The 23,608-nt window shown below is 69.2% G+C and carries 16 protein-coding genes and 1 pseudogene; 10 read left to right on the top strand and 7 right to left on the bottom strand.

The annotated features are described in order from the left end of the window. Window position 1 precedes the first annotated feature (1 nt). Window positions 2-1,573, top strand: coding sequence for an alkaline phosphatase D family protein (locus ACFOSH_RS15740; RefSeq protein WP_378239620.1), 1,572 nt, complete (start codon window positions 2-4; stop codon window positions 1,571-1,573). Window positions 1,574-1,616: 43 nt separating this feature from the next. Here the strand turns inward: ACFOSH_RS15740 and ACFOSH_RS15745 are convergent, their stop codons facing one another. Beyond that, complete coding sequence (locus tag ACFOSH_RS15745) at window positions 1,617-2,621, bottom strand: winged helix-turn-helix domain-containing protein (protein WP_378239621.1); 1,005 nt, start codon at window positions 2,619-2,621, stop codon at window positions 1,617-1,619. Between the two features lie 143 nt (window positions 2,622-2,764). Further along, entirely contained in the window at window positions 2,765-3,925 is a 1,161-nt protein-coding gene (locus tag ACFOSH_RS15750; protein WP_378239622.1) for a glycoside hydrolase family 88/105 protein, read from the bottom strand. Window positions 3,926-4,203: 278 nt separating this feature from the next. Between ACFOSH_RS15750 and folP the strand changes: the two genes are divergently transcribed. Beyond that, window positions 4,204-5,070 (top strand): dihydropteroate synthase, encoded by an 867-nt coding sequence (gene folP, locus ACFOSH_RS15755; protein WP_378239623.1) that lies wholly within the window; start codon window positions 4,204-4,206, stop codon window positions 5,068-5,070. Here the strand turns inward: folP and ACFOSH_RS15760 are convergent. Further along, on the bottom strand, window positions 5,067-6,587 hold the full coding sequence (locus ACFOSH_RS15760) for a sensor histidine kinase (protein ID WP_378239665.1): 1,521 nt from the start codon (window positions 6,585-6,587) through the stop codon (window positions 5,067-5,069). The genes folP and ACFOSH_RS15760 overlap by 4 nt on opposite strands. A gap of 258 nt (window positions 6,588-6,845) precedes the next feature. Between ACFOSH_RS15760 and ACFOSH_RS15765 the strand changes: the two genes are divergently transcribed. The 5 genes from ACFOSH_RS15765 (at window position 6,846) to ACFOSH_RS15785 (ending at window position 11,285) form a co-directional block, all read left to right on the top strand. Next, entirely contained in the window at window positions 6,846-7,907 is a 1,062-nt protein-coding gene (locus ACFOSH_RS15765; protein ID WP_378239624.1) for an ABC transporter substrate-binding protein, read from the top strand. Window positions 7,908-7,923: 16 nt separating this feature from the next. Beyond that, entirely contained in the window at window positions 7,924-8,706 is a 783-nt protein-coding gene (locus ACFOSH_RS15770; protein WP_378239625.1) for an ABC transporter ATP-binding protein, read from the top strand. Next, complete coding sequence (locus ACFOSH_RS15775) at window positions 8,693-9,577, top strand: ABC transporter permease (protein WP_378239626.1); 885 nt, start codon at window positions 8,693-8,695, stop codon at window positions 9,575-9,577. Before ACFOSH_RS15770 ends, ACFOSH_RS15775 begins: the two co-directional genes overlap by 14 nt. 32 nt (window positions 9,578-9,609) lie before the next feature. Further along, window positions 9,610-9,819, top strand: coding sequence for a hypothetical protein (locus tag ACFOSH_RS15780; protein WP_378239627.1), 210 nt, complete (start codon window positions 9,610-9,612; stop codon window positions 9,817-9,819). Between the two features lie 533 nt (window positions 9,820-10,352). Beyond that, a complete protein-coding gene (locus ACFOSH_RS15785; RefSeq protein WP_378239628.1) occupies window positions 10,353-11,285 on the top strand; it encodes an acyl-ACP desaturase in 933 nt (310 codons plus the stop codon). A 114-nt stretch (window positions 11,286-11,399) separates the two neighbouring features. Here the strand turns inward: ACFOSH_RS15785 and ACFOSH_RS15790 are convergent, their stop codons facing one another. Then, window positions 11,400-13,058 (bottom strand): DEAD/DEAH box helicase, encoded by a 1,659-nt coding sequence (locus ACFOSH_RS15790; protein WP_378239629.1) that lies wholly within the window; start codon window positions 13,056-13,058, stop codon window positions 11,400-11,402. Between the two features lie 304 nt (window positions 13,059-13,362). Here ACFOSH_RS15790 and ACFOSH_RS15795 point away from each other — a divergent pair, with 304 nt between their 5' ends. Both ACFOSH_RS15795 and ACFOSH_RS15800 read left to right on the top strand, forming a co-directional pair. Continuing rightward, a complete protein-coding gene (locus tag ACFOSH_RS15795; RefSeq protein ID WP_378239630.1) occupies window positions 13,363-14,700 on the top strand; it encodes a serine hydrolase domain-containing protein in 1,338 nt (445 codons plus the stop codon). 25 nt (window positions 14,701-14,725) lie between these two features. Further along, on the top strand, window positions 14,726-16,456 hold the full coding sequence (locus tag ACFOSH_RS15800; protein WP_378239631.1) for an acyl-CoA dehydrogenase: 1,731 nt from the start codon (window positions 14,726-14,728) through the stop codon (window positions 16,454-16,456). A gap of 65 nt (window positions 16,457-16,521) precedes the next feature. Here ACFOSH_RS15800 and ACFOSH_RS15805 read toward each other — a convergent pair whose 3' ends face one another. After that, window positions 16,522-18,921, bottom strand: a complete 2,400-nt coding sequence (locus ACFOSH_RS15805) for a Tex family protein (RefSeq protein WP_378239632.1) — start codon at window positions 18,919-18,921, stop codon at window positions 16,522-16,524. A gap of 161 nt (window positions 18,922-19,082) precedes the next feature. On the opposite strand from ACFOSH_RS15805, the gene ACFOSH_RS15810 reads away from it, so the two are divergent. Next, window positions 19,083-20,579 (top strand): chitinase, encoded by a 1,497-nt coding sequence (locus ACFOSH_RS15810; RefSeq protein WP_378239633.1) that lies wholly within the window; start codon window positions 19,083-19,085, stop codon window positions 20,577-20,579. Window positions 20,580-20,643: 64 nt separating this feature from the next. On the opposite strand, the pseudogene ACFOSH_RS15815 reads toward ACFOSH_RS15810, so the two are convergent. Beyond that, window positions 20,644-22,154 (bottom strand): annotated as a pseudogene (locus ACFOSH_RS15815) (FAD-dependent oxidoreductase). After that, on the bottom strand, window positions 22,151-23,608 hold the full coding sequence (locus ACFOSH_RS15820) for a flavin-containing monooxygenase (protein WP_378239634.1): 1,458 nt from the start codon (window positions 23,606-23,608) through the stop codon (window positions 22,151-22,153). The pseudogene ACFOSH_RS15815 and the gene ACFOSH_RS15820 overlap by 4 nt, the downstream one beginning before the upstream one ends.

Here is a 23,608-nt window from a genome sequence, read left to right on the forward strand (position 1 = left end):
CATGGGTCAGGTGAACCGGCGGGCGGTACTCCTCGGTGGTGCCGCGGCGGTTTCGGCGGCGGCGTTGTCGTCGACAGTGCCCTCGTGGGCGAACGCGAGAACGATGGCGGCGGCGCCCGCGATCCGCGACCCGTTCCAGCTCGGTGTCGCTTCGGGTGACCCCCTGCCGGACAGTGTCGTGCTGTGGACGCGGCTCGCGCAGGCCCCGCTGAACCCCGACGGCTTCGGCGGCATGCCGGACGCTTCGTACACAGTGGACTGGGAGATCGCGAACGACCAGGCGTTCTCCTCGATCGCGCAGAACGGCACCGCGACCGCGGCCCGTGCCACCGGGCACAGCGTGCACATCGAGCCGGTCGGACTGGAACCGGGACGTGAATACTTTTACCGGTTCAAGACCAGTGGCTACATTTCGCCGGTCGGCCGGACCCGGACGGCTCCCGCCGCCGGTGCCGCGGTCAATCAGCTGAAGTACTGCTTCTCCTCTTGCCAGCATTGGGAGGAGGGCTGGTACCACTCGTACAAGGGCATGCTCGCCGACAATCCGGAACTGGTGCTGTTCCTCGGCGACTACATGTACGAGAGGAAGTCCGGCCGCGTCGCCGCCGAACGGAATCCGCGGAAACTGGCCTTCACCGACGACGTGACGACGCTGGCCCAGTACCGCGCCCGGCACGCCCAGCACAAGACCGACGCCGATCTGCAGAACGCGCACGCGATGGCGCCGTGGATCGTGGTCTTCGACGACCACGAGGTGATGAACAACTGGAACGGCACCACCAGCCCGGCCACCGCGGCGCGCAAGACCGCCGGATTCCAGGCGTTCTACGAGAACATGCCGATCCGTTCCACCGCCAAGCCGAGCGGCGCGACCATCCGCCTGTACCGGCAGTTCGGCTGGGGCAACCTCGCCCGGTTCCACATGCTCGACACCCGGCAGTACCGCAACGCGCAGGTGCCCGACCCCTCGGGTTCGGCGGGCCCGTCGTGCACCGACATGCGGTCGACGTCGCGCAGCATCCTGGGTACCGCACAGGAGGCGTGGCTGCTGAAGGCGCTGGAGACGCAGCCGGCGAAGTGGGATTTCCTCGGCCAGCAGGTCTTCTTCGCCACCCGTGACGGCGACGGCAACAAGGCGACCTGTGAGAGCCCCGATTCCTGGCAGGGCTACGAGGCTTCGCGCGACAGGATCGCGAAGGGCATCGTGGACCGCAAGGTGCCGAACCCGATCGTGCTGACCGGCGACGTCCATCGGCACTGGGCGGCCGATCTGCGCCGCGACTACTTCAACCACAGCGACCCGGTGTTCGGTTCGGAACTGGTGACGACCTCGGTCACCAGCAACAGCGACACCGCGACCGACCCGTCGTCGGCGTGGCTGTCGAACAACCCGCATATCAAGTACTGCCGGGGAAAACGCGGTTACGTCCGGGTGACGGCGTCGCAAACGCAGATGCGGGCGGACTTCATGACGGTTTCGGACACCGCCGAGTACGACTTCTCGAAGGTGACCCTGGCCGCGGACCGCAGCTACGTCGTCGAGGCCGGGAAGCCGGGGCTGCAGAAGGTCTAGGGGGCTCGTGAGTGGTAAGGATGGTCAGAACCGTCTTTGCCACTCACGAGAGCAGGTCCACCAGCGCGTCGCCGCGAGGCGTCCGGACCACGAGGACGACCTGACCCTCGCGGTGCCGTTGGATCAGGCCCGCCGAGACAAGTTGTTCGCAGTGGTACGTCGCGGTGCTCGCGGCACAGGACAGCAGATTCGCGATCTCCCCCATCCGGGCGGGTTTCCCCAGGTGCCGCAACAGTTTCGCGCGGTGAGCGCCGACCACCAGGTCGAGTCCGTCGACTCCGGGGGCTGTTTCCTGCTTGCCGTTCTCGAGCAGGCCGTCGAGTCCCGGCAAGGGATAGCCGATCCAGATGGCGTCCTCTTCGTCGAAGTTGGACACCGCCGACCGGCAGCCCGCGAGCATCGGGACGAGGATCAGCTTGCGGCCGCGGGTGGTGTACCGCGCCGGTTCGGCGTCGGGCAGCAGCAGGGAGCCGTTGCTGAACCGGAAATGGGGCCGCAGCAGGCCGAGCACCGCGTCGGTCCCGCCGCGGACGGAGGCGACCCCGATCCGTTCGATCTCGCGGTCGAGCAGGGGCCGGGCCTTGGTCCACAGGTTCTCGGTCGCCAGCCTGGTCGCGGTGAAGGCGTCCGCGAGCGAGGCGACCCAGCGTCTGGGATGGTCGGCGGCCTGCCGCCATTGCGCGGGCAGCCTGTCGCCGAAGACCTCCTCCAGCCCCTTCAGGACGTCGGCCTCGGTCAGCTCGCGCAGCATTTCCGCCTGGGCGGCGGCGGACGAGTCCGCGCCGGGGCTGATCGGGACGATGAAGTCCGGCTGCACCGAGGTGCCCCGGCGGGCGAGCGCGCTCGCCGCGCGGTATCCCTGCTCGGGGATCGCCGAGCCCACCTGGCGGCGCCAGGCTGCGGGCAGGCCGCGGTCGTATCCGCCGACGACCTCGACGAGCATCGAAACCAGTGAGACGTGCGGGGAAACCGTCACACCTACCGGGATCGTGCTGGTGTCACCGAGTTCGAGCCGGGTATAAGAAGCCTGGGTCGGCGTCTCGCGCATCCGGTCGTCCCTCCTGGGAGTGGGCGTCGCAGCGTGCGATGTTAGCGCCTCCCGTCAAGCCCCGGCACTGCCCGGAAAACGACCGAAAGACGCCTTCCCCGCTCGTGACCTGGGGAAAGCGTCTTTCGGCCGGTGCGGTGACCTCAGAAAGCTAGTTGCTCATTCATGATGAGGAACGCGCCGAGACCGTGGAAATCGTTGGTGTTGCGCTTACGCCCGTAGTAATACGCCGTGTCGCCGACATTGGTGCCCTCGGAGATGTTCGCGATGTCGGTCAATCCGTCGGAACCGGTCGAAATCTGGGACAACACGCCGCGATAGCCCTTCGCGGCGACAGGTCGGTACTCCTGGCCGACGTGGCCGCGTTCCACCGCGCGGGAGAGCAGGAACGTGTACATCGCCGAGGCCGACGTCTCCAGCCAGTTGTCCTTGTCGCCGCCCCGGTCGACGAGCTGGAACCAGCGGCCCGAAGCCCGGTCCTGCCAGCGGGTGTAGCCCGCCGCGAGGAACTTGACGACGTCGACGAGACGCTGCCGCCGCGGATGCCCGGCCGGCAGGATCTCGAGGAGGTCGATCGAGGTCATCCCGAGCCAGCCGATCGCACGGGCCCAGTGGTACTTCGAATGCCGTCCGGCGCCGGACGCCCACGGTTCCGAGCCGTCCTCGTCGTAGGCGTGGTAGAGCAGGCCCTTGGCGGGCTCCTTGAGCCGGTCGAAGTAGACGCTGACGTTCTTCGCGGCCTCTTCGTAGCAGTAGCCGGGATCGCCGAAGGTCTTGCCGTACAGGGCGAGGAACGGCTGCGCCATGTACACGCCGTCCGCCCACAGCTGCCCGGTCTTGCTCGTGGCGTGGAACATCCCGCCGTCGGACGTCCGGGGATAGGACGGGAACCGGTGGCGCAGCTGGTCCGCCGCGGTCTTGTACTTCGCCTGCCCGGTTTCGGTGTACAGCAACGGGAACATCTGCCCGGACCGCATCGCGTCGAGGTTCGTGAAGCCGTTCGAGATCCCGCTTTCGGTGACGAACCGGTCGTACCAGGCGAGGATGTAGTCGAGGTAGGCCTTCTCGCCGGTACGCCGGTACACCAGGTACTGGCCGTAGAGGTAGAGGCCGCGGGTGTAGCCCCAGCCGCCGAGGGTGGCCGGGGTGTAGCGCTTCATCGTCGAGTCGACGACGGCCCGTGACAGGTCCACAGGCGCCGCCGTGGCCACGCCGGGCAGGGCGAGCGCGCCGAGGGCGCCCGCGGTTCCCGCCAGTACCGTGCGCCGCGAGAGCCGTGCCGCGCGAAGAGGATCCGGTGACATTTCGAGGCCCTTCCTGCGCCGGGAAACCGGGGGAGTGGTGGCCGGGATGCCGATCCGCCGTCCGTCGACATCCCGACCAGCTGTGGGGCGACCTGGTCGCCGGGCTGAACTTCCTTGCGGGACAACGTCTACTCGCCTTCTCGACGACGAGTCAAGAGAGATCCGATCTCTTGCGTCATATATCAGATATGCCACTCGAATGGCCGTTCCCGGTCCCCGGGACGGTCCCGATGGGCGGCATTCTCCGCGAACGCTCCCCGCTCGCCTACGATCGGTCCGTGAACGAGCTGACCTTCCGCGGGCGCCGCGTCGCCCGGGACCGCGCCCTGGTCATGGCGATCGTCAACCGCACCCCGGATTCCTTCTACGACAAGGGCGCGACCTTCTCGGACCCGGACGCGCTCGCGGCCGTCGCGCGGGCGGTGGCGGAGGGGGCCGACATCGTCGACATCGGCGGGGTCAAGGCGGGCCCCGGCGCGGAGGTCGACGTCGAGGAAGAGATCCGACGGGTGGTCCCGTTCGTCGAACGGATCCGCGAACTGCACCCCGACCTGGTGATCAGCGTCGACACCTGGCGCCACGAGGTGGGCAGGCGCTCGGCCGAGGCGGGCGCGGACCTGATCAACGACACCTGGGCGGGGGCCGATCCGAAGCTGGCCGAGGTCGCGGCGGAATTCGGCACCGGCTACGTCTGCTCGCACACCGGGAACGCCGTCCCGCGCACCCGCCCGTTCCGGGTGCGCTACCCGGACATCGTCGCGGACGTCGTCGCGGAGACGACGGCGCACGCCGAGGCTGTCGTCGCGCTCGGCGTACCGCGTGCGGGGGTGCTGATCGACCCGACTCACGACTTCGGCAAGAACACCTGGCACAGCCTGGCGCTGCTGCGGCACGCGCGGGAACTGGCCGACACCGGCTGGCCGGTGCTGATGGCCCTGTCCAACAAGGATTTCGTCGGCGAGACGCTCGGCGTGGAGCTCGCGGAGCGGGTCGACGGGACCCTCGCCGCGACGGCGTGGGCGGTGGCCGAGGGCGCGAAGGTGTTCCGGGTGCACGAGGTGAAGCGCACCCGCCAGGTGCTGGAGATGATCGCGTCGATCCAGGGCGTGCGCCCGCCCGCGCGCACTATCCGCGGGCTGGCCTAACCACCCAGGGGAATGACGGCCGAAACCGTGGTGCCCGCGCCGGGCTCGCCGTCGACGGTCAGTTCGCCGCCCAGCGCGCGGACCCGGTCGCGGAGGCCGTGCAGCCCGGAGCCGCCGTCGAGGTCGGCCATACCGGTGCCGTCGTCGTGGACGTCCACCCGCAGGCTGTCCTCCTCGACGTCGATGCGCACGCGGACCTCCCGCGCCCGCGCGTGTTTCAGGGCGTTGGTGACCGCTTCCGAGACGACGAAGTAGGCCGTCGCCTCGACGGCGCCGCTGAGCCGGGGCACGTCCGCCCCCGCGAGGTCGACGGCGAGCGGGACCCTGGCCAGCAGCGACCGGACCGCGGGGATCAGCCCGGCCTCGGTGAGGATCGCGGGCCGGAGCCCACGCGCGAGTTCGCGTAGTTCGGTGATGGTGGCCTGCAGTTCGTCGACGGTGCCGGTCAGCAGGGTCGCGACGGCCGGGGTGAGGTCGTCCCCGAGCCGCCGTTCGGCCATCCTCAGCAGCAGCACGACGCTGACCAGCCGTTGTTGCGCGCCGTCGTGCAGATCCCGTTCGACCCGCCTGCGCTCGTCGTCGGCGGCGGCCACGATGCGGGCACGCGAGGCCTGGACCTCGACGAGGCGTTCCTCCAGTTCCGCGGCGAGCCGCTGGTTGTCCAGCACCAGCCCGGCGGCGGCGTCGAGCGCGTCGATCGACCGGCTGTCCTTCCACACCTCGTCGCCCTGCACGAGCGCGGCCAGTCCGGAGCCGTCGCGTTCCAGCAGGAGCCGGATCATCTCCGCGTTGCCGACCCTGGCCCGCAGCACCCCGATCAGGAACGCCAGCGGCCACAGGCAGAACGAGATCCGGTAGACCTCCAGCAGCGGCTCGGACGCCGGATTCGCGGAGCCGAGCGCGCTGCCGACGGTGGTGCTCACCGCGCCGGCCACGGCGATCGCGAGGACGGGGGAGAGCAGCCGCCGCTGCGGAAGCCGTCCGGCGAGCCAGCGGTAGAGCAGCACCACCACGACCCCGCCGCCGATCAGCGCGCCGACGAGTTCCAGCAGCCGTTTGACCAGCTGTTCGGCCTCCGGGGACGCGGCGATCGCGGCGAGGTTCTTCGGATCGTCGTTGACCAGCAGGCCGAGGACGGCCGACCCGAAGACCACGGCGTAGGCGGAGAAGGCGAGCACGCGTTCCCAGCGGGACCGGAGCCGCCCGTGGGGGAAGGCGAGCACGAGATGCGCGATCACCGGGCTGGACGCGGCCGTCAGCGCCAGCCCGGTGGTGTGCGCGACGGCGTTCCCGGCGAACTGGAGGTCCTCGGCGAACAACGCGAGCCCGGCCAAGGCGATGAGGACGCCGATGGGATTCGAGGCGCGGCGCACGTGCGCGACGGCGCCGGCGAGGAGGAAGAGGAACCCGGTCGTGGTGGACAGGGTGGTGTCGAGCGCGGTGTGCGTGCCGTCGGCGATCTTGAGCGTCGTCGCGACGACGCCCAGCCCGATACCGGCGGTCAGCACGCCCGCCATCGCGACGGTCCGAGGGTGCGTCACCACTAAGCGTCATTCGCCCGTTCGGCCCGGACCGTTACACCGGGAGGGCGCCCGATCGGGGGAGCGGCGTCCGGGACGACTGTCCTGACATGTGGAACAACGGTTCCGCCTGGTGTCAAGCTTTCTCAGCATCTTTCCCGTCATCCGGATGGCGATGCAGGCAGGTGGGTGAACATGCGACTCTCGCGGCCACCACCCGAGGCTGAGCTGTATCCCCCGAAAGGCGACATCCCCGTGAGCACCCACCACAGAACCCGCTTGCTGGCCGCGGCCTTCGCCGCCTTGACCCTGGCCGGTGGGATCGCGGGGTGTTCACGCGCGGAGAACGCCGCGGCGCCGTCGGAGCAGAAAAGCCAGGGCGCCGCGGGCGAGGTGCGCGTCGGGTACTTCCCGAACGTGACGCACACGCCCGCGCTGATCGGGGTCAAGAACGGCTTCTTCGCCAAGGGACTCGGCTCGACGAAGCTCACCACGCAGACGTTCAACGCCGGCCCCGAAGAGGTCAACGCGCTGCTCGGCAACTCGCTCGACATCGCCTTCATCGGCTCCGGGCCGGCGATCAACGCCTTCACCAAGTCGAAGGGCGCTATCCAGCTCGTCTCCGGCGCGGTCAGCGGCGGCGCGCAACTGGTGGTGAAGCCCGAGATCGCCACGCCCGAGCAGCTCACCGGCAAGAACATCGCGACGCCGTCGCTGGCGAACACCCAGGACGTCGCGCTCAAGAAGTTCATCGCCGAAAAGAAACTGCCTGACGTCAAGATCACCAACCTCGACAACCCGAAGACGTTCGACGCCTTCAAGAAGGGCGAACTCGACGGCGGCTGGCTGCCGGAGCCGTGGTCCTCGCGGCTGGTGCTGGACGCGGGCGCGAAGGTCCTGCTGGACGAGAAGACCCTGTGGCCGGAAGGCAAGTTCCCGACCACGGTCGTGATCGTGCGCAGCGAGTTCCTGCAGCAGCACCCGGAGACCGTCACCGCCATCCTCAAGGGCGAACTCGCCGCCATCGACTGGGCGAAGACCAACCCCGCCGAGGCGAAGAAGGTGGTCAACGGAGAACTGAAGGCGCTCGCGGGCAGCACACTGAGCGAGGCGGTCCTCGACCGCGCCTTCTCCGGCATCGACCTCGGCATCGATCCGGTGGCGTCGACCTTCACCCAGCTCGCGCAGGACTCGGTGACCGCGGGCGTGGTGAAGTCCGCGGTGGACCTCAAGGGGTTCGCCGATTTCGGCCCGCTCAACGCCGTGCTCAAAGAGCAGGGCAAGCCCGGCGTGAACGCGCCCGGGCTGACGAAGTGACCGGAGGGGATCAGCGATGACGACCACCTTGGAGCCCGGCCTGTCCACCGGTGTCGCCGTGCGGCTCGACGGGGTCCGGAAGGTGTTCGGGCCGACCGGCCGCGCCGTCGTGGCCCTCGACGGGATGGATCTGACGGTCGCCCCCGGCGAGTTCGTCTGTCTTCTCGGCGCCTCCGGCTGCGGCAAGAGCACCCTGCTGAACCTGGTCGCGGGCCTCGACAGGCCGACGTCGGGCTCGATCACGCTCGAGACCTCCCGGCCCGCGGTGATGTTCCAGGAGGCCGCGCTGATGCCGTGGCTGACCGCGGCCCGCAACGTCGAACTGCCGCTGCGCCTCGCCGGGTTCAGCCGGACCGAGCGCCGCGAGAAGGCCGCCGGACTGCTCGAACTCGTCCGCCTCGGGGGCGCGGGTGACAAGCGGCCGCACGAGCTGTCCGGCGGGATGCGGCAGCGCGTCGCGCTCGCCAGGGCGCTGGCCGCGACCCTGCGCGTCGGCGGTGACCCGGAGCAGTCGCTGTTGCTGATGGACGAGCCGTTCGCCGCGCTCGACGCCATCACCCGCGACGTCCTCCAGGGCGAACTGCTGCGCGTCTACCGCAGCACCGGCACGTCGGTGCTGTTCGTGACCCACGACGTCCGCGAGGCCGTCCGGCTCGGCCAGCGGGTCGTGCTGCTCTCGTCGCGGCCGGGCCGGGTCGTGCGGGAATGGCGCGACGTCCAAGCCTCCGACGCCGAAGAGCTGACCTTGGAGATCACCGGTCATCTCCGGGAGGTGATCAGTACCCATGCCGCGGCTTGACGGCCCCGACACAGCGGCGGACGAGGCCGTCGGCGCGGGGCTCGACTCGCTCGACACCCCCACCGGGGAAAACCGGGAAAGCCGGGGGAAGCGGTTCCTGCGCGGCTTCGTGCCGCCGGTGGTCTTCCTGGCCCTGCTGGTCGCGCTGTGGCAGGCCCTGTGGGCCGCCGCGTTCTGGCCGGAGGCGATGCTGCCCGCTCCGCTCGCGGTGTGGGACGAACTCGTCGGCATCACGACCACCGGCGAGATCTTCGAGTTCGTCTGGACGTCGGTGCACCGGGCGGCGCTGGGCTTCCTGATCGGCGTGGTCATCGGGACCCCGCTCGGCCTGCTGGTGGCGAAGGTCCGGCTCGTCCGCGCCGCGGTCGGGCCGTTCCTGACCGGGCTGCAGAGCCTCCCGTCGGTGGCGTGGGTGCCGGCGGCGATCCTGTGGTTCGGGCTGAACGACGCCTCGATCTACTTCGTCGTCCTGCTGGGTTCGGTCCCTTCGATCGCGAACGGCCTCGTCTCGGGCATCGACCAGATCCCGCCGATCCTGCCGCGCGTCGGCCAGGTGATGGGCGCGAACCGGCTTTCGTCGGCCCGGCACATCCTGCTGCCCGCGGCGTTGCCCGGCTTCCTGGCCGGACTCAAACAGGGCTGGGCGTTCTCGTGGCGTTCGCTGATGGCCGCCGAGCTGATCGCGCTGTCCCCGGCGCTCGGCAAGGGGCTCGGCGCGTACCTGAACGAAGGTTCGTCGTTCAACAGCATGGAAGGCGTGATCTCCGCGATCTTCCTGATCCTGCTGGTCGGCGTCGGTATCGAACTGCTGGTCTTCCGGCCGCTGGAACGCTCGGTCCTGCGTGCCCGAGGTCTCACCGCGTCCCTTTAGGACTTTGGCCAGGCTGCCTGACCGTGCTGATGATGTCGTTGCTGGTGGCCGGATGCGGAGCTTCGCAATCGGTCGACGAAACGCTGGTACCGGCGGAGGCGCGCGGCACCTTCCCGGTGACCGTCGAGCACAAGTACGGGTTGACGACGGTCGAGAAGCAGCCGTCGCGGATCGTCACCCTCGGCCTGTCCGATCACGACGCCGTGCTGGCGCTCGGGATCCGGCCGGTCGGCGCAAGCTGAAGGTCTCGGCGGACAAGCGGGATCTGTTCATCACCTACGAGAACCCGCCGGTCGGCGCCGCGATCTCGTTCAACACCGTGCTGAGCATCCCTTACGCGATCGAGCAGCTGGTGCCGAAACCGGCGGCCGTTCCGGCCTCGTGAGTGGTAAGTCGCGTTAGGGCGACACTTGCCACTCACGACCCGCTGTACCGCCACCTCACCGCCACGCCCGATGTCGCGAAAGCCACTTTCGGGACATCAGACGTCCCGAAAGTGGCTTTCGCGACATCCGAAGCCGACCCGAAGCCGTGCGACCTCGCGACGGTGAAGGAATGGGGACATTGAGTGTCCTGAATCCTTCATCGTCGATTCGGGTGCCCGCTGGGATCTCTGGCCTCGTGAGTGGCGATGACGGTTACCGAGGGGCAGGGCAAAGGCGCCTCCCTGCCACTCACGAGTCCCGGCGTTCATCTCCCGGAGGTGGCCTACCTACGGCACCGTAAGTTACGGTGTCGTAGGTAGCGTTTCCCGTACCCCGGAAGGAAGAAACGCATGGCGGTCCCCGAAAGCACCCGGCTGATGCTCGAACTCGAGGGGACGGTGGAGGAGAACCTCAACCGGCATCTCACGGTCGCCAAGGAGTGGATGCCGCACGAGTACGTGCCGTGGAGCGAGGGGAAGAACTTCGCCGAACTGGGCGGGGAGCCCTGGGATCCCGAGCAGTCGAGGGTGTCGCCGATCGCGCGGACCTCGCTGGAGGTCAACCTCCTCACCGAGGACAACCTGCCGAGCTACCACCGCGAGATCGAGCGCGCCTTCGGCCGCGACGGCGCGTGGGGCACGTGGGTGCACCGCTGGACCGCCGAAGAAGGCCGCCACGGCATCTGCATCCGCGACTACCTGCTGGTGACGCGCGCGGTGGACCCGGTCGAGCTGGAGCGAGCGCGGATGCAGACCATGCAGGCCGGGTACGACAGTGGCGACAAGGCGCTGCTGAACGTCTTCGCGTACGTGTCGTTCCAGGAGCTCGCGACGCGGATTTCGCACCGCAACACCGGGAAGTACACGCAGGATCCGTTGTGCGAGAAGCTGCTCGCGCGGGTCGCGATGGACGAGAACCTGCACATGCTCTTCTACCGGAACCTGGTGCAGGCGTCGCTGGAGCTTTCCCCCGACGCGATGATGCGCGCCATCACCGACGAGGTCATCCAGTTCCAGATGCCGGGCGCGGTGATCCCGAGTTTCACGCGGAAGGCCGCGCTGATCGCGAAAGCGGGCATCTACGACTTGCGGATCCACCACGACGAGGTCATCTGGCCGTTACTGCGGCAGTGGAAGATCTTCGAGCTGGAAGGGCTCGGCGAGGAGGGGGAGAAGGCGCGAGACGAACTCGACCAGTTCCTGAAGGCCCTCGAAACCCAGGCGTCGCGCTTCGAGGAGCGTCGCGCGGCCGCTGAAGCCCGCTCCGCCGCCCGACGCGCGTGATCAAAGCCGGAACTCGCGTGATCAGAGGCGGAACTCGCGTGATTAGAGGGGAAACTCGCGTGTCTGAAGCCGGAACTTCGTGATCCGGCTCCAGACACGCGTGTCCGGAGAGACCTAGCGAGAGCGGCGAGAGCCGGCGCGCGTTCCCGAGGAGAACGCGGCGGCACCGCCCCGGCGGGCCGGAGCCCCACCGGACTGGTTCCGCGAGGACTGGGACTTCGAGGCACCGGCGGAAGTGCCACCCCGGCGCGGCTGGGACTCGGAGGCACTGTGGCGCCCCTGGCGAGCCTGGCCGCCCTTGGGTGCGCCTTCGCGACGTCCGCCGGCGGTCTCGGCCGCACGACGGCCCTGACCGGCGGAAGCGCCGCCACGGCGGTCGCCCTCGGTCCGCGGCTGACGCGAACGACCCTCGGAGGAGCCACCACGACCCCGGCCGCCACCGGAAGCACCCCGGCCACCGGCGGACGGGCCACGGCCGCGACCGGTCCTGGTGCCCCGGTTGACGGGACGCTCTTCTTCCTCGCCCTTGCCGCGGATGGCCTCGCCGCTGGCGGTGACCTTCTTCGGGCGCGTGTCCACGATCGGCCGCCGCGGCGACGCGGTGAACGAACGCTCACCGGGGGCCAGCTCCGACAGCAGCGGGTGGCCGGGGCCGAGCTGCGTCGTGGTCGGCTTGATACCCGCCTTGCGGGTGAGGTCGCGGACGTCCCTGACCTGCTCGTCGGTCATCAGCGTGACGACGGTGCCGGACGCGCCGGCGCGCGCCGTGCGGCCGGAGCGGTGCAGGTACGCCTTGTGCTCGACCGGCGGGTCGGCGTGGATGACCAGCGTGACGTCGTCGACGTGGATGCCGCGGGCGGCGATGTCCGTCGCGACCAGCGTCTTCGCCGCGCCGGAGGCGAACGCCTCCAGGTTGCGCGTCCGCGCGGTCTGGCCGAGGTTGCCGTGCAGTTCGACCGCCGGCACGCCGGAGGCCATGAGCTTGCGCGTCAGCTGCTTGGCACGGTGCTTGGTCCTGGTGAACACCAGCGTGCGGCCCGGCGCGGCGGTGAGGTCGATCAGCACCGGCAGCCGGTGGGTCTCCTCCAGGTGCAGCACGTGGTGCTTCATGGTCGAGACCGGCGACTGGGCCGAGTCGACGCTGTGCGTGACCGGGTCGTGCATGAAGCGCTTGACCAGCACGTCGACGCCCGCGTCGAGGGTCGCTGAGAACAGCAGCCGCTGCCCGCGCTCCGGGGTCTCGCCCATGATGCGCCGGACGTCGGGCAGGAAGCCGAGGTCGGCCATGTGGTCGGCCTCGTCCAGCACGGTGATCTCGACGTGGTCAAGCTTCGCCTCACCCGAGCGCATGTGGTCGGCGAGCCTGCCGGGGCAGGCGACGACGATGTCGACGCCGTCACGCAGCCGGGTGATCTGCGGGTTGGGGCTGACGCCGCCGAAGATGGTGGTGACCTTGAGGCCGAGCGGCTTGGCCAGCGGCAGGAACGACGCCTCGATCTGGGTGGCCAGTTCGCGGGTCGGCGCCAGGACCAGCGCGCGCGGGCGGCCGGGGCGGCGCCGGGTCGGGCCGTCGGCCAGCCGGGCGAGGACGGGCAGCACGAAGCCGTAGGTCTTGCCGGAGCCGGTGCGGCCGCGGCCGAGGACGTCCCGGCCGGCCAGCGAATGCGGCAGCGTGGCGGCCTGGATCGGGAACGGGCTGGTGACGCCCTGCTCGGCCAGCGCGTCGACGAGGGTCTCGGGCAGGCCGAGTTCGGTGAAAGTAGGTGTGCTCATAAGCGTATGGACGCGGGTGCGCCCTGGTATCTCCGTAAGGATAGAAAGGGTTGTCCTGCCCGGCGCAGACCTCGGGGGCCGCGGCGCGTGGTCTTCGACAACGAAACGCGGCCCGAGGCAGAACTGAGCGGACCGCACGATCAGTGTACCCGGGCCGTGATCTCCCGGGCTACGTGATATCGCCCGCACCCCGGTCACGGCTTGCCGGTACCGACGAAGCGGGCGGCCGATGTTCGTCGGTTTCCACGATCCGATGCCCGTGCCACGGTGAAACGCTGGCCTGACCGGACGAAAGGGGACACGGGTGTCGAACGTTCAGGAGCTGCAAGGGGTGCTCGACGAGGAGGCTCGCGGGGCGGGCGTCCCCGGGGCCGTGGTGGGGGTGACGCACCGGGGCGCGGAGTCGGTGTTCGCCACCGGGGTGTCCAGTGTGGACACCGGGCTTCCGGTCGATCCCGGCACGTTGTTCATGATCGGCTCCACCAGCAAGACCTTCGCCGCGGCCGCCGTGCTCGCCCTGGTCGAAGACGGGGCGCTGAACCTGGACGAGCCGGTCGCCGTCCATCTCCCGGGTCTCCCGCTGACGGATCCGGTGGCGCGGGAGACGGTGACCCTGCGTCATCTGCTCACGCACTCCGCCGGGTTCCTCGGCGACGTCGATTTCACCACCGGATGGGGTGACAACGCGCTGGCGCTGGCGATCGAGCGGTTCGGCGAACTGCCGCAGAACTTCGCGCCCGGCGAGGTGTTCTCCTACTGCAACGCCGGGTTCCAGCTGGCCGGACGGGTCGTCGAGGTGGTGTCGGGTGAGCCCTTCGAGGACGTGGTCCGCGCCCGGCTGCTCGAACCGCTCGGCATGACCGAGTCGTACTACCTGCCGTGGGAGGTGCTCACCCGCCGTCACGCCGTCGGTCACGTGGTGCGCGATGGCGAACCCGCTGTCGAGCACACCGTGGGCCTGACCAGGGCGGACAGTGCGAGCGGGGGCCTGTGGTCCACGGCGGGCGACCAGCTGAAGTGGGCCCGGTTCTTCCTGACCGGCGAGGCCGAGGGCAAGCCGCCGATCAGCGCCGCCACCCGCGACCTCCTGCGCGCGCCGCAGCGCAAGGCCGCGCTGCGGTTCGAGGAGGTCGGGCTGAGCTGGCTGCACACGACCCACGGCGCGGCGCGGCTGGTCCGGCACGGCGGCAACGTGAGCAACCTGCAGCTTTCGGAGTTCGTGACCCTGCCCGAGGAGGACTTCGCCGTCACGGTGCTGACCAACAGCGCGGGCGGGGCGGCACTGGGCGCGAAGGTCGTCGACTGGTGCTTGGAAAACCTGCTCGGGCTGCCTCCGCTCGCGACCCCGGCGCCGTCACCCCAGCCGGACCTCGCCGAATACCTCGGGCGCTATCAGACCGGTGACCTGGCGTTCCTGGTCACCGACCGGGACGGCGCCCTGTGGGCTCAGCTGGTCGCCGAGATCGAAGACTTCCCGTCGCCGCCGCCGTTCGAAGCCGTCTTCCTGGGCGGGGACGCGATCGCCCCGGCCGCCGACACCCGCAAACCCACCGCCCGCTTCCTGCGCGACGAGCGTGGACGGGTGACTTCGGTCGAGTTCGGTGGCCGGACGGCGAAGCGGCACGCTACGGTTACCGAGTAGTAACTTCGGCTGACCAGGAGTGACCATGAGCGAAAAGGCGACCGCGTTGTTGCTGAACCCGGGTGGGTACGACCCACGGCAGTTCGACCCGGAGACGCGTCGCCTGCTGCGTGCCACCATCGAGTGGTTCGAGCAGCGTGGCAAGCGCAAGCTCGTCGAGGACTACCACGAGCAGACCTTCTACGCGGACTTCATCGAGTTCGCGGGCAAGGAAGGCCTGTTCGCCACGTTCCTCACTCCCGGTGCGAACGCCGAGGGGAATCCCGACAAGCGCTGGGACACCGCGAGGGTCGCGGCCCTGTCGGAGATCCTCGGCTTCTACGGGCTCAACTACTGGTATCCCTGGCAGGTCACCATCCTGGGCCTCGGCCCGGTGTGGCAGAGCGCGAACGAGGCCGCCCGCAAACGCGCGGCGGACTCGCTCGCGGCCGGTGGCGTCGCCGCGTTCGGACTGTCCGAAAAGGAGCACGGAGCCGACATCTACTCGTCGGACCTCGTGCTCACCCCGGACGGTGCGGGCGGCTACCGCGCGAACGGGTCGAAGTACTACATCGGCAACGGCAACTGCGCGCGGACCGTGTCGGTGTTCGGCCGCATCGACGGTGTCGAGGGCCCGGATCAGTACGTGTTCTTCTACGCGGACTCCGAGCACCCGAACTACCGTGTGGTGAAGAACGTCGTGCCGTCGCAGATGTACGTCGCCGAGTTCGAGCTCGACGACTACCCGGTGTCCGAAGAGGACATCCTGCACGTCGGTGCCGAGGCGTTCTCCGCGGCGCTGAACACGGTCAACATCGGCAAGTTCAACCTGTGCTTCGGCGGCATCGGGATGTCGACGCACTCGCTGTACGAGGCGATCACGCACGCGCACAACCGGGTGCTTTACGGCAAGAAGGTCACCGATTTCCCGCACGTGCGCCGGGGATTCGTCGAGGCGTACGCGCGGCTCGTCGCGATGAAGCTGTTCTCCGACCGCGCCGTGGACTACTTCCGCAGCGCGGGCCCGGAAGACCGCCGGTACCTGCTGTTCAACCCGATCACCAAGATGAAGGTGACCACCGAGGCGCAGAAGGTCATCGGCCTGGTCGCGGATGTGGTGGCGGCCAAGGGTTTCGAGGCCGACACCTACCTCGCGATGTCGAAGAACGACATCGACGGCCTGCCGAAGCTGGAAGGCACGGTGGCGGTGAACCTCGCGCTGATCGCGAAGTTCGTGCCCGCGTACCTGTTCGCGCCGCAGGACTACGAGCCCGTGCCGACCCGCTCCGACGCGGCCGACGACGAGTTCCTGTTCCGCCAGGGCCCCGCGCGCGGGCTGTCCAAGGTGCGGTTCCACGACTGGCGTGAGGCCTACGCCAAGGCGTCCGCGATCCCCAACGTCGCGCGGTTCACCGAACAGGCCGAGGCGCTGGTGAAGCTGTTCACCGACGCGGCCCCGGACGAGGCGCAGCAGCAGGACCTCGACTTCGGGCTCGCGCTGACCGAGCTGTTCACGCTGGTCGTCTACGGGCAGCTGGTGCTGGAGCAGGCGGAGATCACCGGGATCGAGACCGAGGTCGTCGACCAGATCTTCGGGACGCTGGTGCAGGACTTCAGCGTCGCCGCGATCGACCTGCACGGGAAGTCTTCCTCGACCGAGGCGCAGCAGTCGCTCGCGCTGGCGTCGATCCGGAAGCCGGTCGTGGACGCGGCCCGCTTCGACCACGTGTGGTCGCTCGTGCGGGACCTCTCCGGCGCCTACGCGATGAACCCGTAAAGACCCGTGAAGGCCTCCTTCCCTACCTTGAGAGTAGGGAAGGAGGCCTTCACGGACTTCTGGGCTTACTTGCCGAAGCCGGCCTTCCGGAGCGCGTCCGCCATGGCGCCGCCGCCCCCGGAGTTCCCGCTCCGGTCCCGGCCGCCGCCACCGCGGTTGCCGCCGCCCTGACCGCCTTGACGCTGCCCGCCCTGGCGCTGGCCACCGCCGCCCTGGCCGCGGTCACGACCGCCGCCGCCACCGCCGCCGCCCTGCTCGCGGGCGGGCTTGCCGGGCTCGTCGTCCAGGCGCAGCGTCAGCGAGATCCGCTTGCGCGGCACGTCGACCTCCAGCACCTTCACCTTGACGATGTCGCCGGGCTTCACGACCTCACGCGGGTCCTTGACGAAGTTCTTCGAGAGCGCCGAGACGTGCGCGAGCCCGTCCTGGTGCACGCCGACGTCGATGAACGCGCCGAACGCGGCCACATTCGTCACGACGCCTTCCAGCCGCATCCCCGGCTTGAGGTCGCCGATCTTCTCGACGCCGTCGGCGAAGGTCGCGGTCTTGAAGGCCGGACGCGGGTCGCGGCCCGGCTTGTCGAGTTCGGCGAGGATGTCGGTCACCGTGGGGAGGCCGAAGGTGTCGTCGACGAACTCGGACGGCTTCAGCGCCTGCAGCGTCCGCGAGTTGCCGATCAGCGCGCGAAGGTCGGTCCCGGTCGAGGACAGGATCCGCCGCACCACCGGATAGGCCTCCGGGTGCACCGAGGACGAGTCGAGCGGGTCGTCGCCGTCCGGGATCCGCAAGAAGCCCGCGCACTGCTCGAAGGCCTTGGGGCCGAGCCGCGCGACCTCCTTGAGCCCGGTCCGCGTCTTGAACGGCCCGTTCTCGTCGCGGTGCGTCACGATGTTCTCCGCCAGGCTCGTGGTGATGCCCGAAACGCGGGTCAGCAGCGGCGCCGACGCGGTGTTGACGTCCACGCCGACCGCGTTCACACAGTCTTCGACCACCGCGTCGAGCGAACGCGACAGCGAGATCTCGGACAGGTCGTGCTGGTACTGCCCGACGCCGATCGACTTCGGGTCGATCTTCACCAGCTCGGCCAGCGGGTCCTGCAGCCGGCGCGCGATGGAGACCGCGCCACGCAGCGACACGTCCATGCCCGGCAGTTCCTGCGACGCGAACGCCGACGCCGAGTAGACCGAAGCGCCCGCTTCGGAGACGACGGCCTTGGTCAGCTTCAGTTCCGGGTGCTTCTTGATCAGCTCGCCGGCGAGCTTGTCGGTCTCGCGTGACGCGGTGCCGTTGCCGATCGAGATCAGGTCCACCTTGTGCCGTGCGCACAGCGCGGCCAGTTCGGCGATCGACTGGTCCCACTTGTTCGCGGGCTGGTGCGGGTAGATCACGTGGGTGCCGACGACCTTGCCGGTCGCGTCGACCACGGCGACCTTGACGCCGGTGCGGAAACCGGGGTCGAGGCCCATCGTGGCGCGGGTGCCCGCCGGGGCGGCGAGCAGCAGGTCGCGCAGGTTCGCGGCGAACACGCGGACGGCGTCGTCCTCCGCCGACTGGCGCAGCCGCATCCGCAGGTCGATGCCCAGGTGCAGCAGGATCTTCGTGCGCCACGCCCAGCGGACGGTGTCGCCGAGCCACTTGTCGCCCGGACGGCCCTCGTTCTTGATGCCGAACTTGTGCGCGATCCGCGTCTCGTAGTCGGTCGGCCCGGTCTTCGGCTCGTCAGACGGTTCCTCGGACTCCATCGTCAGGTCGAGGATCTCTTCCTTCTCGCCGCGCAGCATCGCGAGGATCCGGTGCGAGGGGAGTTTGGTGTAGGGCTCGGAGAACTCGAAGTAGTCGGAGAACTTCGCGCCCTCGTCGGCCTTGCCGTCGCGGACCTTGGCGGCGAGGCGGCCCTGCGACCACATCTTCTCGCGGAGCTCACCGATGAGGTCGGCGTCCTCGGCGAAGCGTTCGACGAGGATCGCGCGGGCACCGTCCAGCGCGGCCTGCGCGTCCGCGACACCCTTGTCGGCGTCGACGAACACCGCGGCGGCGGCGTGCGGATCGGTGTTCGGGTCGCCCATGAGCCCGTCGGCGAGCGGCTCCAGACCGGCCTCGCGGGCGATCATCGCCTTCGTCCGCCGCTTGGGCTTGTACGGCAGGTAGATGTCCTCGAGGCGGGACTTGGTGTCCGCCGCCATGATCGAGGCTTCGAGCGCCTCGTCCAGCTTGCCCTGGCTACGGATCGACTCCAGCACCGCGACCCGGCGCTCGTTGAGTTCCCGCAGGTAGCGGAGGCGTTCTTCGAGCGTGCGCAGCTGGGCGTCGTCCAGCATCCCGGTGACCTCTTTGCGGTACCGGGCGATGAACGGCACGGTCGATCCGCCGTCCAGCAGGTCGACGGCCGCTTTGACCTGCCCTTCGCGCACACCGAGTTCTTCGGCGATCTTTTGCTCGACTGTCTGCAGGTCCTGCACGCTCACTCCCACGCTCCTGAATCCGCCCTCGGGTGCTCTCGGACCCTGCATTCTGCCGCTCGTGCCGAGCCGACTTTCGTATGGCCTCCCCTAACCGAACCCTTGACAGTTGTATTGGTCTGTACCATTTTGATGTGGCCGACGTCACCTGTTCGTGGAGGCCAGCTGTGAAAGTCAAGCCGAAACACGCGTTCCTCGCCCTGCTGTCGTCACTGGCCGTGTGCCTGGGGGTGACTTTCGCGGTCTCGGGCAGTGCCTCGGCCGCCAACATCCTGACCAACCCGGGCTTCGAACTCGGGACCACGAGCGGCTGGACCTGCTCCGGCACGTCGTCGGTGGTCACCACGCCGGTCCACTCGGGCACCCGCGCGCTCAGCGCCACTCCCGCCGGGCAGGACAACGCCCGCTGCTCGCAGAGCGTGCCGGTCAAGGCCAACACCGCGTACACACTGTCGGCCTGGGTGCAGGGCAGCTACACCTACCTGGGGGTCACCGGCACCGGGACGGGGGACAAGAACACCTGGACCCCGGGCACCGGCAGCTGGTCGCAGCTCTCGCTGAGCTTCACCACCGGCGCGTCCACCACCAGCGTCGAGATCTACCTGCACGGCTGGTACGGCCAGCCCGCGTACTTCGCCGACGACGTCAACCTCGACGGCCCCGGCGGCTCGCCGACCACGACGCCGACGACGACCACGTCGTCGCCCACCACCAGTGTCACGCCGACCACGTCGAACCCGCCGACGACCACGACGACCAACCCGAACCCCGGTGACCTGCCGAAGCACTTGATCACCGGGTACTGGCAGAACTTCTACAACGGCGCGAAGGCACTCAAGCTCGCTGACGTCCCGACGAAGTACAACATCATCGCGGTGTCCTTCGCCGACGCGACGACCACGCCGGGCGCGGTCACCTTCACCCTCGACTCGGGTCTGTCGAGCCAGCTCGGCGGCTACACCGACGCGCAGTTCAAGGCCGACATCAAGACGGCGCAGGCGCGCGGGCAGAAGGTCATCCTGTCCGTCGGCGGCGAGAAGGGCACGATCCGCGTCGACTCCTCGGCCGCGGCGACGAACTTCTCCAACAGCATGAAGTCGCTCATCTCGGCGTACGGGTTCGACGGCGTCGACATCGACCTGGAGAACGGCGTCAACTCGACCTACATGGCGCAGGCGCTGCGGGCCATCCACGCCGGTGGCGGCACGGTCATCACCATGGCCCCGCAGACGATCGACATGCAGAGCACCGGTGCCGAGTACTTCAAGCTGGCGCTGAACGTCAAGGACATCCTGACGATCGTCAACATGCAGTACTACAACAGCGGTTCGATGCTCGGCTGCGACCAGAAGGTGTACTCGCAGGGCACCGTCGACTTCCTCACCGGGCTGGCCTGTCTTCAGCTGCAGGGCGGCCTGCGGGCCGACCAGGTCGGTCTCGGCCTGCCCGCCTCCGGTTCGGCCGCGGGCGGTGGCTACCAGTCGCCCGGCAACACGGTCAACGCGCTGAACTGCCTGGCGAAGGGCACGAACTGCGGTTCGTTCAAGCCGTCGACGACGTACCCGACGATCCGGGGCGCGATGACCTGGTCGATCAACTGGGACGCCTCGCAGGGCTACTCGTGGTCGAACACGGTGAGCGCGGGCCTGGCCGGCCTCCCGTGATGATCCGCCGCTAGACCGGGCGGGTGCCGGCGTCGCGCGGGCGACGGCACCCGTCTCTTCCACGTCAGAGCGGCGTGAGCGGCAACCGCAAGGCCGCCGGGGCCTCCGGAGGCACGACGGGCTTGAGCGGAGCGACAGCCGAGAGCCGCCGGTAGGCGGAGCCGAGCGGCGGCCGCGGGTCGGCCTCACCCTTGTTCGGCCACAACGACATCGCGCGTTCCGCCTGCGCGGTGATGGTCAGCGACGGGTTCACCCCGAGGTTCGCCGAGATCGCCGAGCCGTCGGCGATGTGCAGCCCCGGATGGCCGTGCACCCGCTGATACGGGTCGACGACGCCGGTCTCGGCGCTGTCGCCGATCGCGCAGCCGCCGATGAAATGGCCGGTGATCGGGATGTTCGCCAGATCCGTCCACGCGCCTTGCGCCAGCCCGCCGATCTTGTCCGCCACCCGCCTGGTGACCTCGTGCCCGGCCGGGATCCACTCGGGGTTCGGGTCGCCGACGCCCTGCTTCGTGGTCATCCGGCGGCCGAAGAGCCCGCGTTTCGTATACGTGGTCACGGAATTGTTCAGCGTCTGCATCACCAGCAGCCCGACCATCCGCTCCGACCACCGTCGCGGGTTGTACAGCCGCACCAGGTCCCGCCGGTTCCGCCACAGCTCGCGCAGGCCCAGCGCCCACCGGCGTTTTCCCGGCTCGGCGTCGACGAGCACCGTCGTCAGCAGGCCCATGAAGTTGCTGCCCTTGCCGTAGCGCACCGGTTCGACGTGCGTGACGGCGTCGGGATGGATCGACGACGTGATCGCGACGCCGCGGGTGAAGTCGGTGTCCTTTCGCAGTGACCGCGCGGCGAGCACGGCCTCGGAGTTCGTCCGGGCGAGCAGTCCCAGGCGCGGTGACAGCTCCGGCAGGGTGCCTGAGTCCTTCAAGGAATGCAGAAGCCGTTGCGTGCCCAGGGAAGCGGCGGCGAACACGACCTGCTCGGCGGTGAAGGTCCTGCGAGCCCATCGTCCTGTTCGGACGGTGTCGACAGCGTATCCGCCGTCGATCGGCCGGACCGACACCGCGGTGGTCAGCGGATGGACCTCCGTACCCGCCTTTTCCGCCAGGTACAGGTAATTCTTGACGGTCGTGTTCTTCGCGCCGACCCGGCAGCCGGACATGCATTCGCCGCAGTGCGTGCACGGCTTCCGCGTGGGGCCCTCGCCGCCGAAGAACGGGTCGACGTCGCGCTCGCCGAAGTAGACGCCGACCGGGGTCGGCCGGTAGGTGTGCGCGATGCCCATGTCCTCGGCGACGTCGCGCAGCACCTCGTCCGCCGGGGTGACCAGCGGGTTCTCCGTCACGCCCAGCATCCGTTTCGCCTGGTCGTAATGCGGGGCGAGCTCGGCCTTCCAGTCGGTGATGTGCGCCCACTGCGGGTCTTCCGCAGCCGCCACGAGGTCTTCGCGAACTCGTCGTCGGCGAACCGGCGGCCGGTCTCCAGCACACCGACGCGGTACCCCTTCTCGGTGAGCCGCAACGCGGTCACGCTGCCGCCGAAACCGGAGCCGATCACCAGCACGTCGTAGTTCATCGCGGTCCCGCCGTCCGGTAGTCGCCGAGGTCGAGCGTCTTCGTCCGGCGGTCGTATTCGGTCACCAGACCCGGCCAGTTCGTGCTCACGCGGCCGTTCTCCTGGCGGTACCAGCTGACGCAGGTCGTCCAGACACTGCGGCCGAGCCGTCGCTGGACCTCCTCGTCGTACCGCTGCTCGACCTCCGGGACGACGTCCATATAGGACACTTCGGGACGGCTCAGGTGTTCGACGGCCTGGCGGATGTAGCGGGCCTGCCGTTCGATCATGTAGATGATGGAGCCCGCGCCGAGGTTCGTGTTGGGCCCGTAGACGCAGAACAGGTTCGGGAACCCCGGCACGGTCATGCCGAGGTACGCCCGCGCGCCGCCCTTCCACGCGTCGGACAGCGCCCGGCCGCCGAGACCCTCCACCTTGAGCTCGCCGAGGAAGTCGGTCGCCGCGAAGCCGGTTCCGTAGACGATGACGTCGGCCTCGTGCTCGACACCGTCCTCGGTGAGCACCCCGGACGGTGTGATCGCGCTGATGTGCCGCGTCTCCACGGCGACGTTGTGCCGCGCGAGCGCGGGCAGGTAGTCGTTGGTGAACAGGATCCGCTTGCAGCCCAGCGGATAGTCCGGGGTGAGCTTCTCTCGCAGCGCCCGGTCCTTGATGTGACGCCGGCGCAGCTGGGCCGTGCGCAGTTCGAAGACCTTGGCCAGGAACGGATGTTTGGTCATCGCGTAGGTCGCGTACTCGGCGAGGAGGAAGATCCGGAGCCTGCCGAGCAGCTGCGTGGCCGGGAGGTGCCGGAACAGCCGCTGCTGCCAGCGCCGGTAGTGGGTGTCCCGTTTGGCCATGATGTACGGCGCGGTGCGCTGGAACACCGTCAGCTCGCCCGCTTGGCGCTGGACCTCGGGCACGAACTGGATCGCGCTCGCGCCGGTGCCGATCACCGCGACCTTCTTGCCGCGCAGGTCGACGTCGTGGTCCCAGCGTGCGGAGTGGAAACTGGGGCCCTCGAAGGTGTCCTGGCCGGGGATGTCCGGCTGGACCGGCCGCGAAAGCTGTCCGACGGCGGGGACGAAGACGGTTGCTTCGAACGTCTCGCCGCCCGCGGTCTCGACCCGCCAGAGCCCTCGTTCCTCGTCGAAGGAAGCGCTGGTCACGCGGGTTCCGAAGCGGATGTGCGGTTCGAGGCCGTAGCGGCGCACCACGCGTTTGAGGTAGGAGTGGATGTCGGGTTGCAGCGAGAACCGCTTCGGCCAGTCGGGATTGGGCTCGTAGGAGAACGAGTACAGCGGAGATGGGATGTCGCAGCCCGCGCCGGGGTACGTGTTCTCCCGCCAGACGCCGCCCGGCTCGTCCGCGCTCTCCAGGATGGTGAACTCGTCGAACCCGGCGCGTTTGAGCTCGATCGCCGTCCCGACCCCGCCGAAGCCCGTTCCCACGATCAGCACGCTCGTCTTGCCCAT

It is taken from the genome of Amycolatopsis speibonae (assembly GCF_042647925.1).
Classification (GTDB): Bacteria; Actinomycetota; Actinomycetes; order Mycobacteriales; family Pseudonocardiaceae; genus Amycolatopsis; species Amycolatopsis speibonae.

Excerpts from the sequence above, each read along its gene's own strand:
- ACFOSH_RS15740 (WP_378239620.1), top strand. The coding sequence starts at position 2 with ATGGGTCAGGTGAACCGGCGGGCGGTACTCCTCGGTGGTGCCGCGGCG.
- ACFOSH_RS15745 (WP_378239621.1), bottom strand. The coding sequence starts at position 2,621 with ATGCGCGAGACGCCGACCCAGGCTTCTTATACCCGGCTCGAACTCGGT.
- ACFOSH_RS15750 (WP_378239622.1), bottom strand. The coding sequence starts at position 3,925 with ATGTCACCGGATCCTCTTCGCGCGGCACGGCTCTCGCGGCGCACGGTA.
- ACFOSH_RS15760 (WP_378239665.1), bottom strand. The coding sequence starts at position 6,587 with ATGGCGGGCGTGCTGACCGCCGGTATCGGGCTGGGCGTCGTCGCGACG.
- ACFOSH_RS15770 (WP_378239625.1), top strand. The coding sequence starts at position 7,924 with ATGACGACCACCTTGGAGCCCGGCCTGTCCACCGGTGTCGCCGTGCGG.
- ACFOSH_RS15775 (WP_378239626.1), top strand. The coding sequence starts at position 8,693 with ATGCCGCGGCTTGACGGCCCCGACACAGCGGCGGACGAGGCCGTCGGC.
- ACFOSH_RS15780 (WP_378239627.1), top strand. The coding sequence starts at position 9,610 with ATGTCGTTGCTGGTGGCCGGATGCGGAGCTTCGCAATCGGTCGACGAA.
- ACFOSH_RS15785 (WP_378239628.1), top strand. The coding sequence starts at position 10,353 with ATGGCGGTCCCCGAAAGCACCCGGCTGATGCTCGAACTCGAGGGGACG.
- ACFOSH_RS15790 (WP_378239629.1), bottom strand. The coding sequence starts at position 13,058 with ATGAGCACACCTACTTTCACCGAACTCGGCCTGCCCGAGACCCTCGTC.
- ACFOSH_RS15800 (WP_378239631.1), top strand. The coding sequence starts at position 14,726 with ATGAGCGAAAAGGCGACCGCGTTGTTGCTGAACCCGGGTGGGTACGAC.
- ACFOSH_RS15820 (WP_378239634.1), bottom strand. The coding sequence starts at position 23,608 with ATGGGCAAGACGAGCGTGCTGATCGTGGGAACGGGCTTCGGCGGGGTC.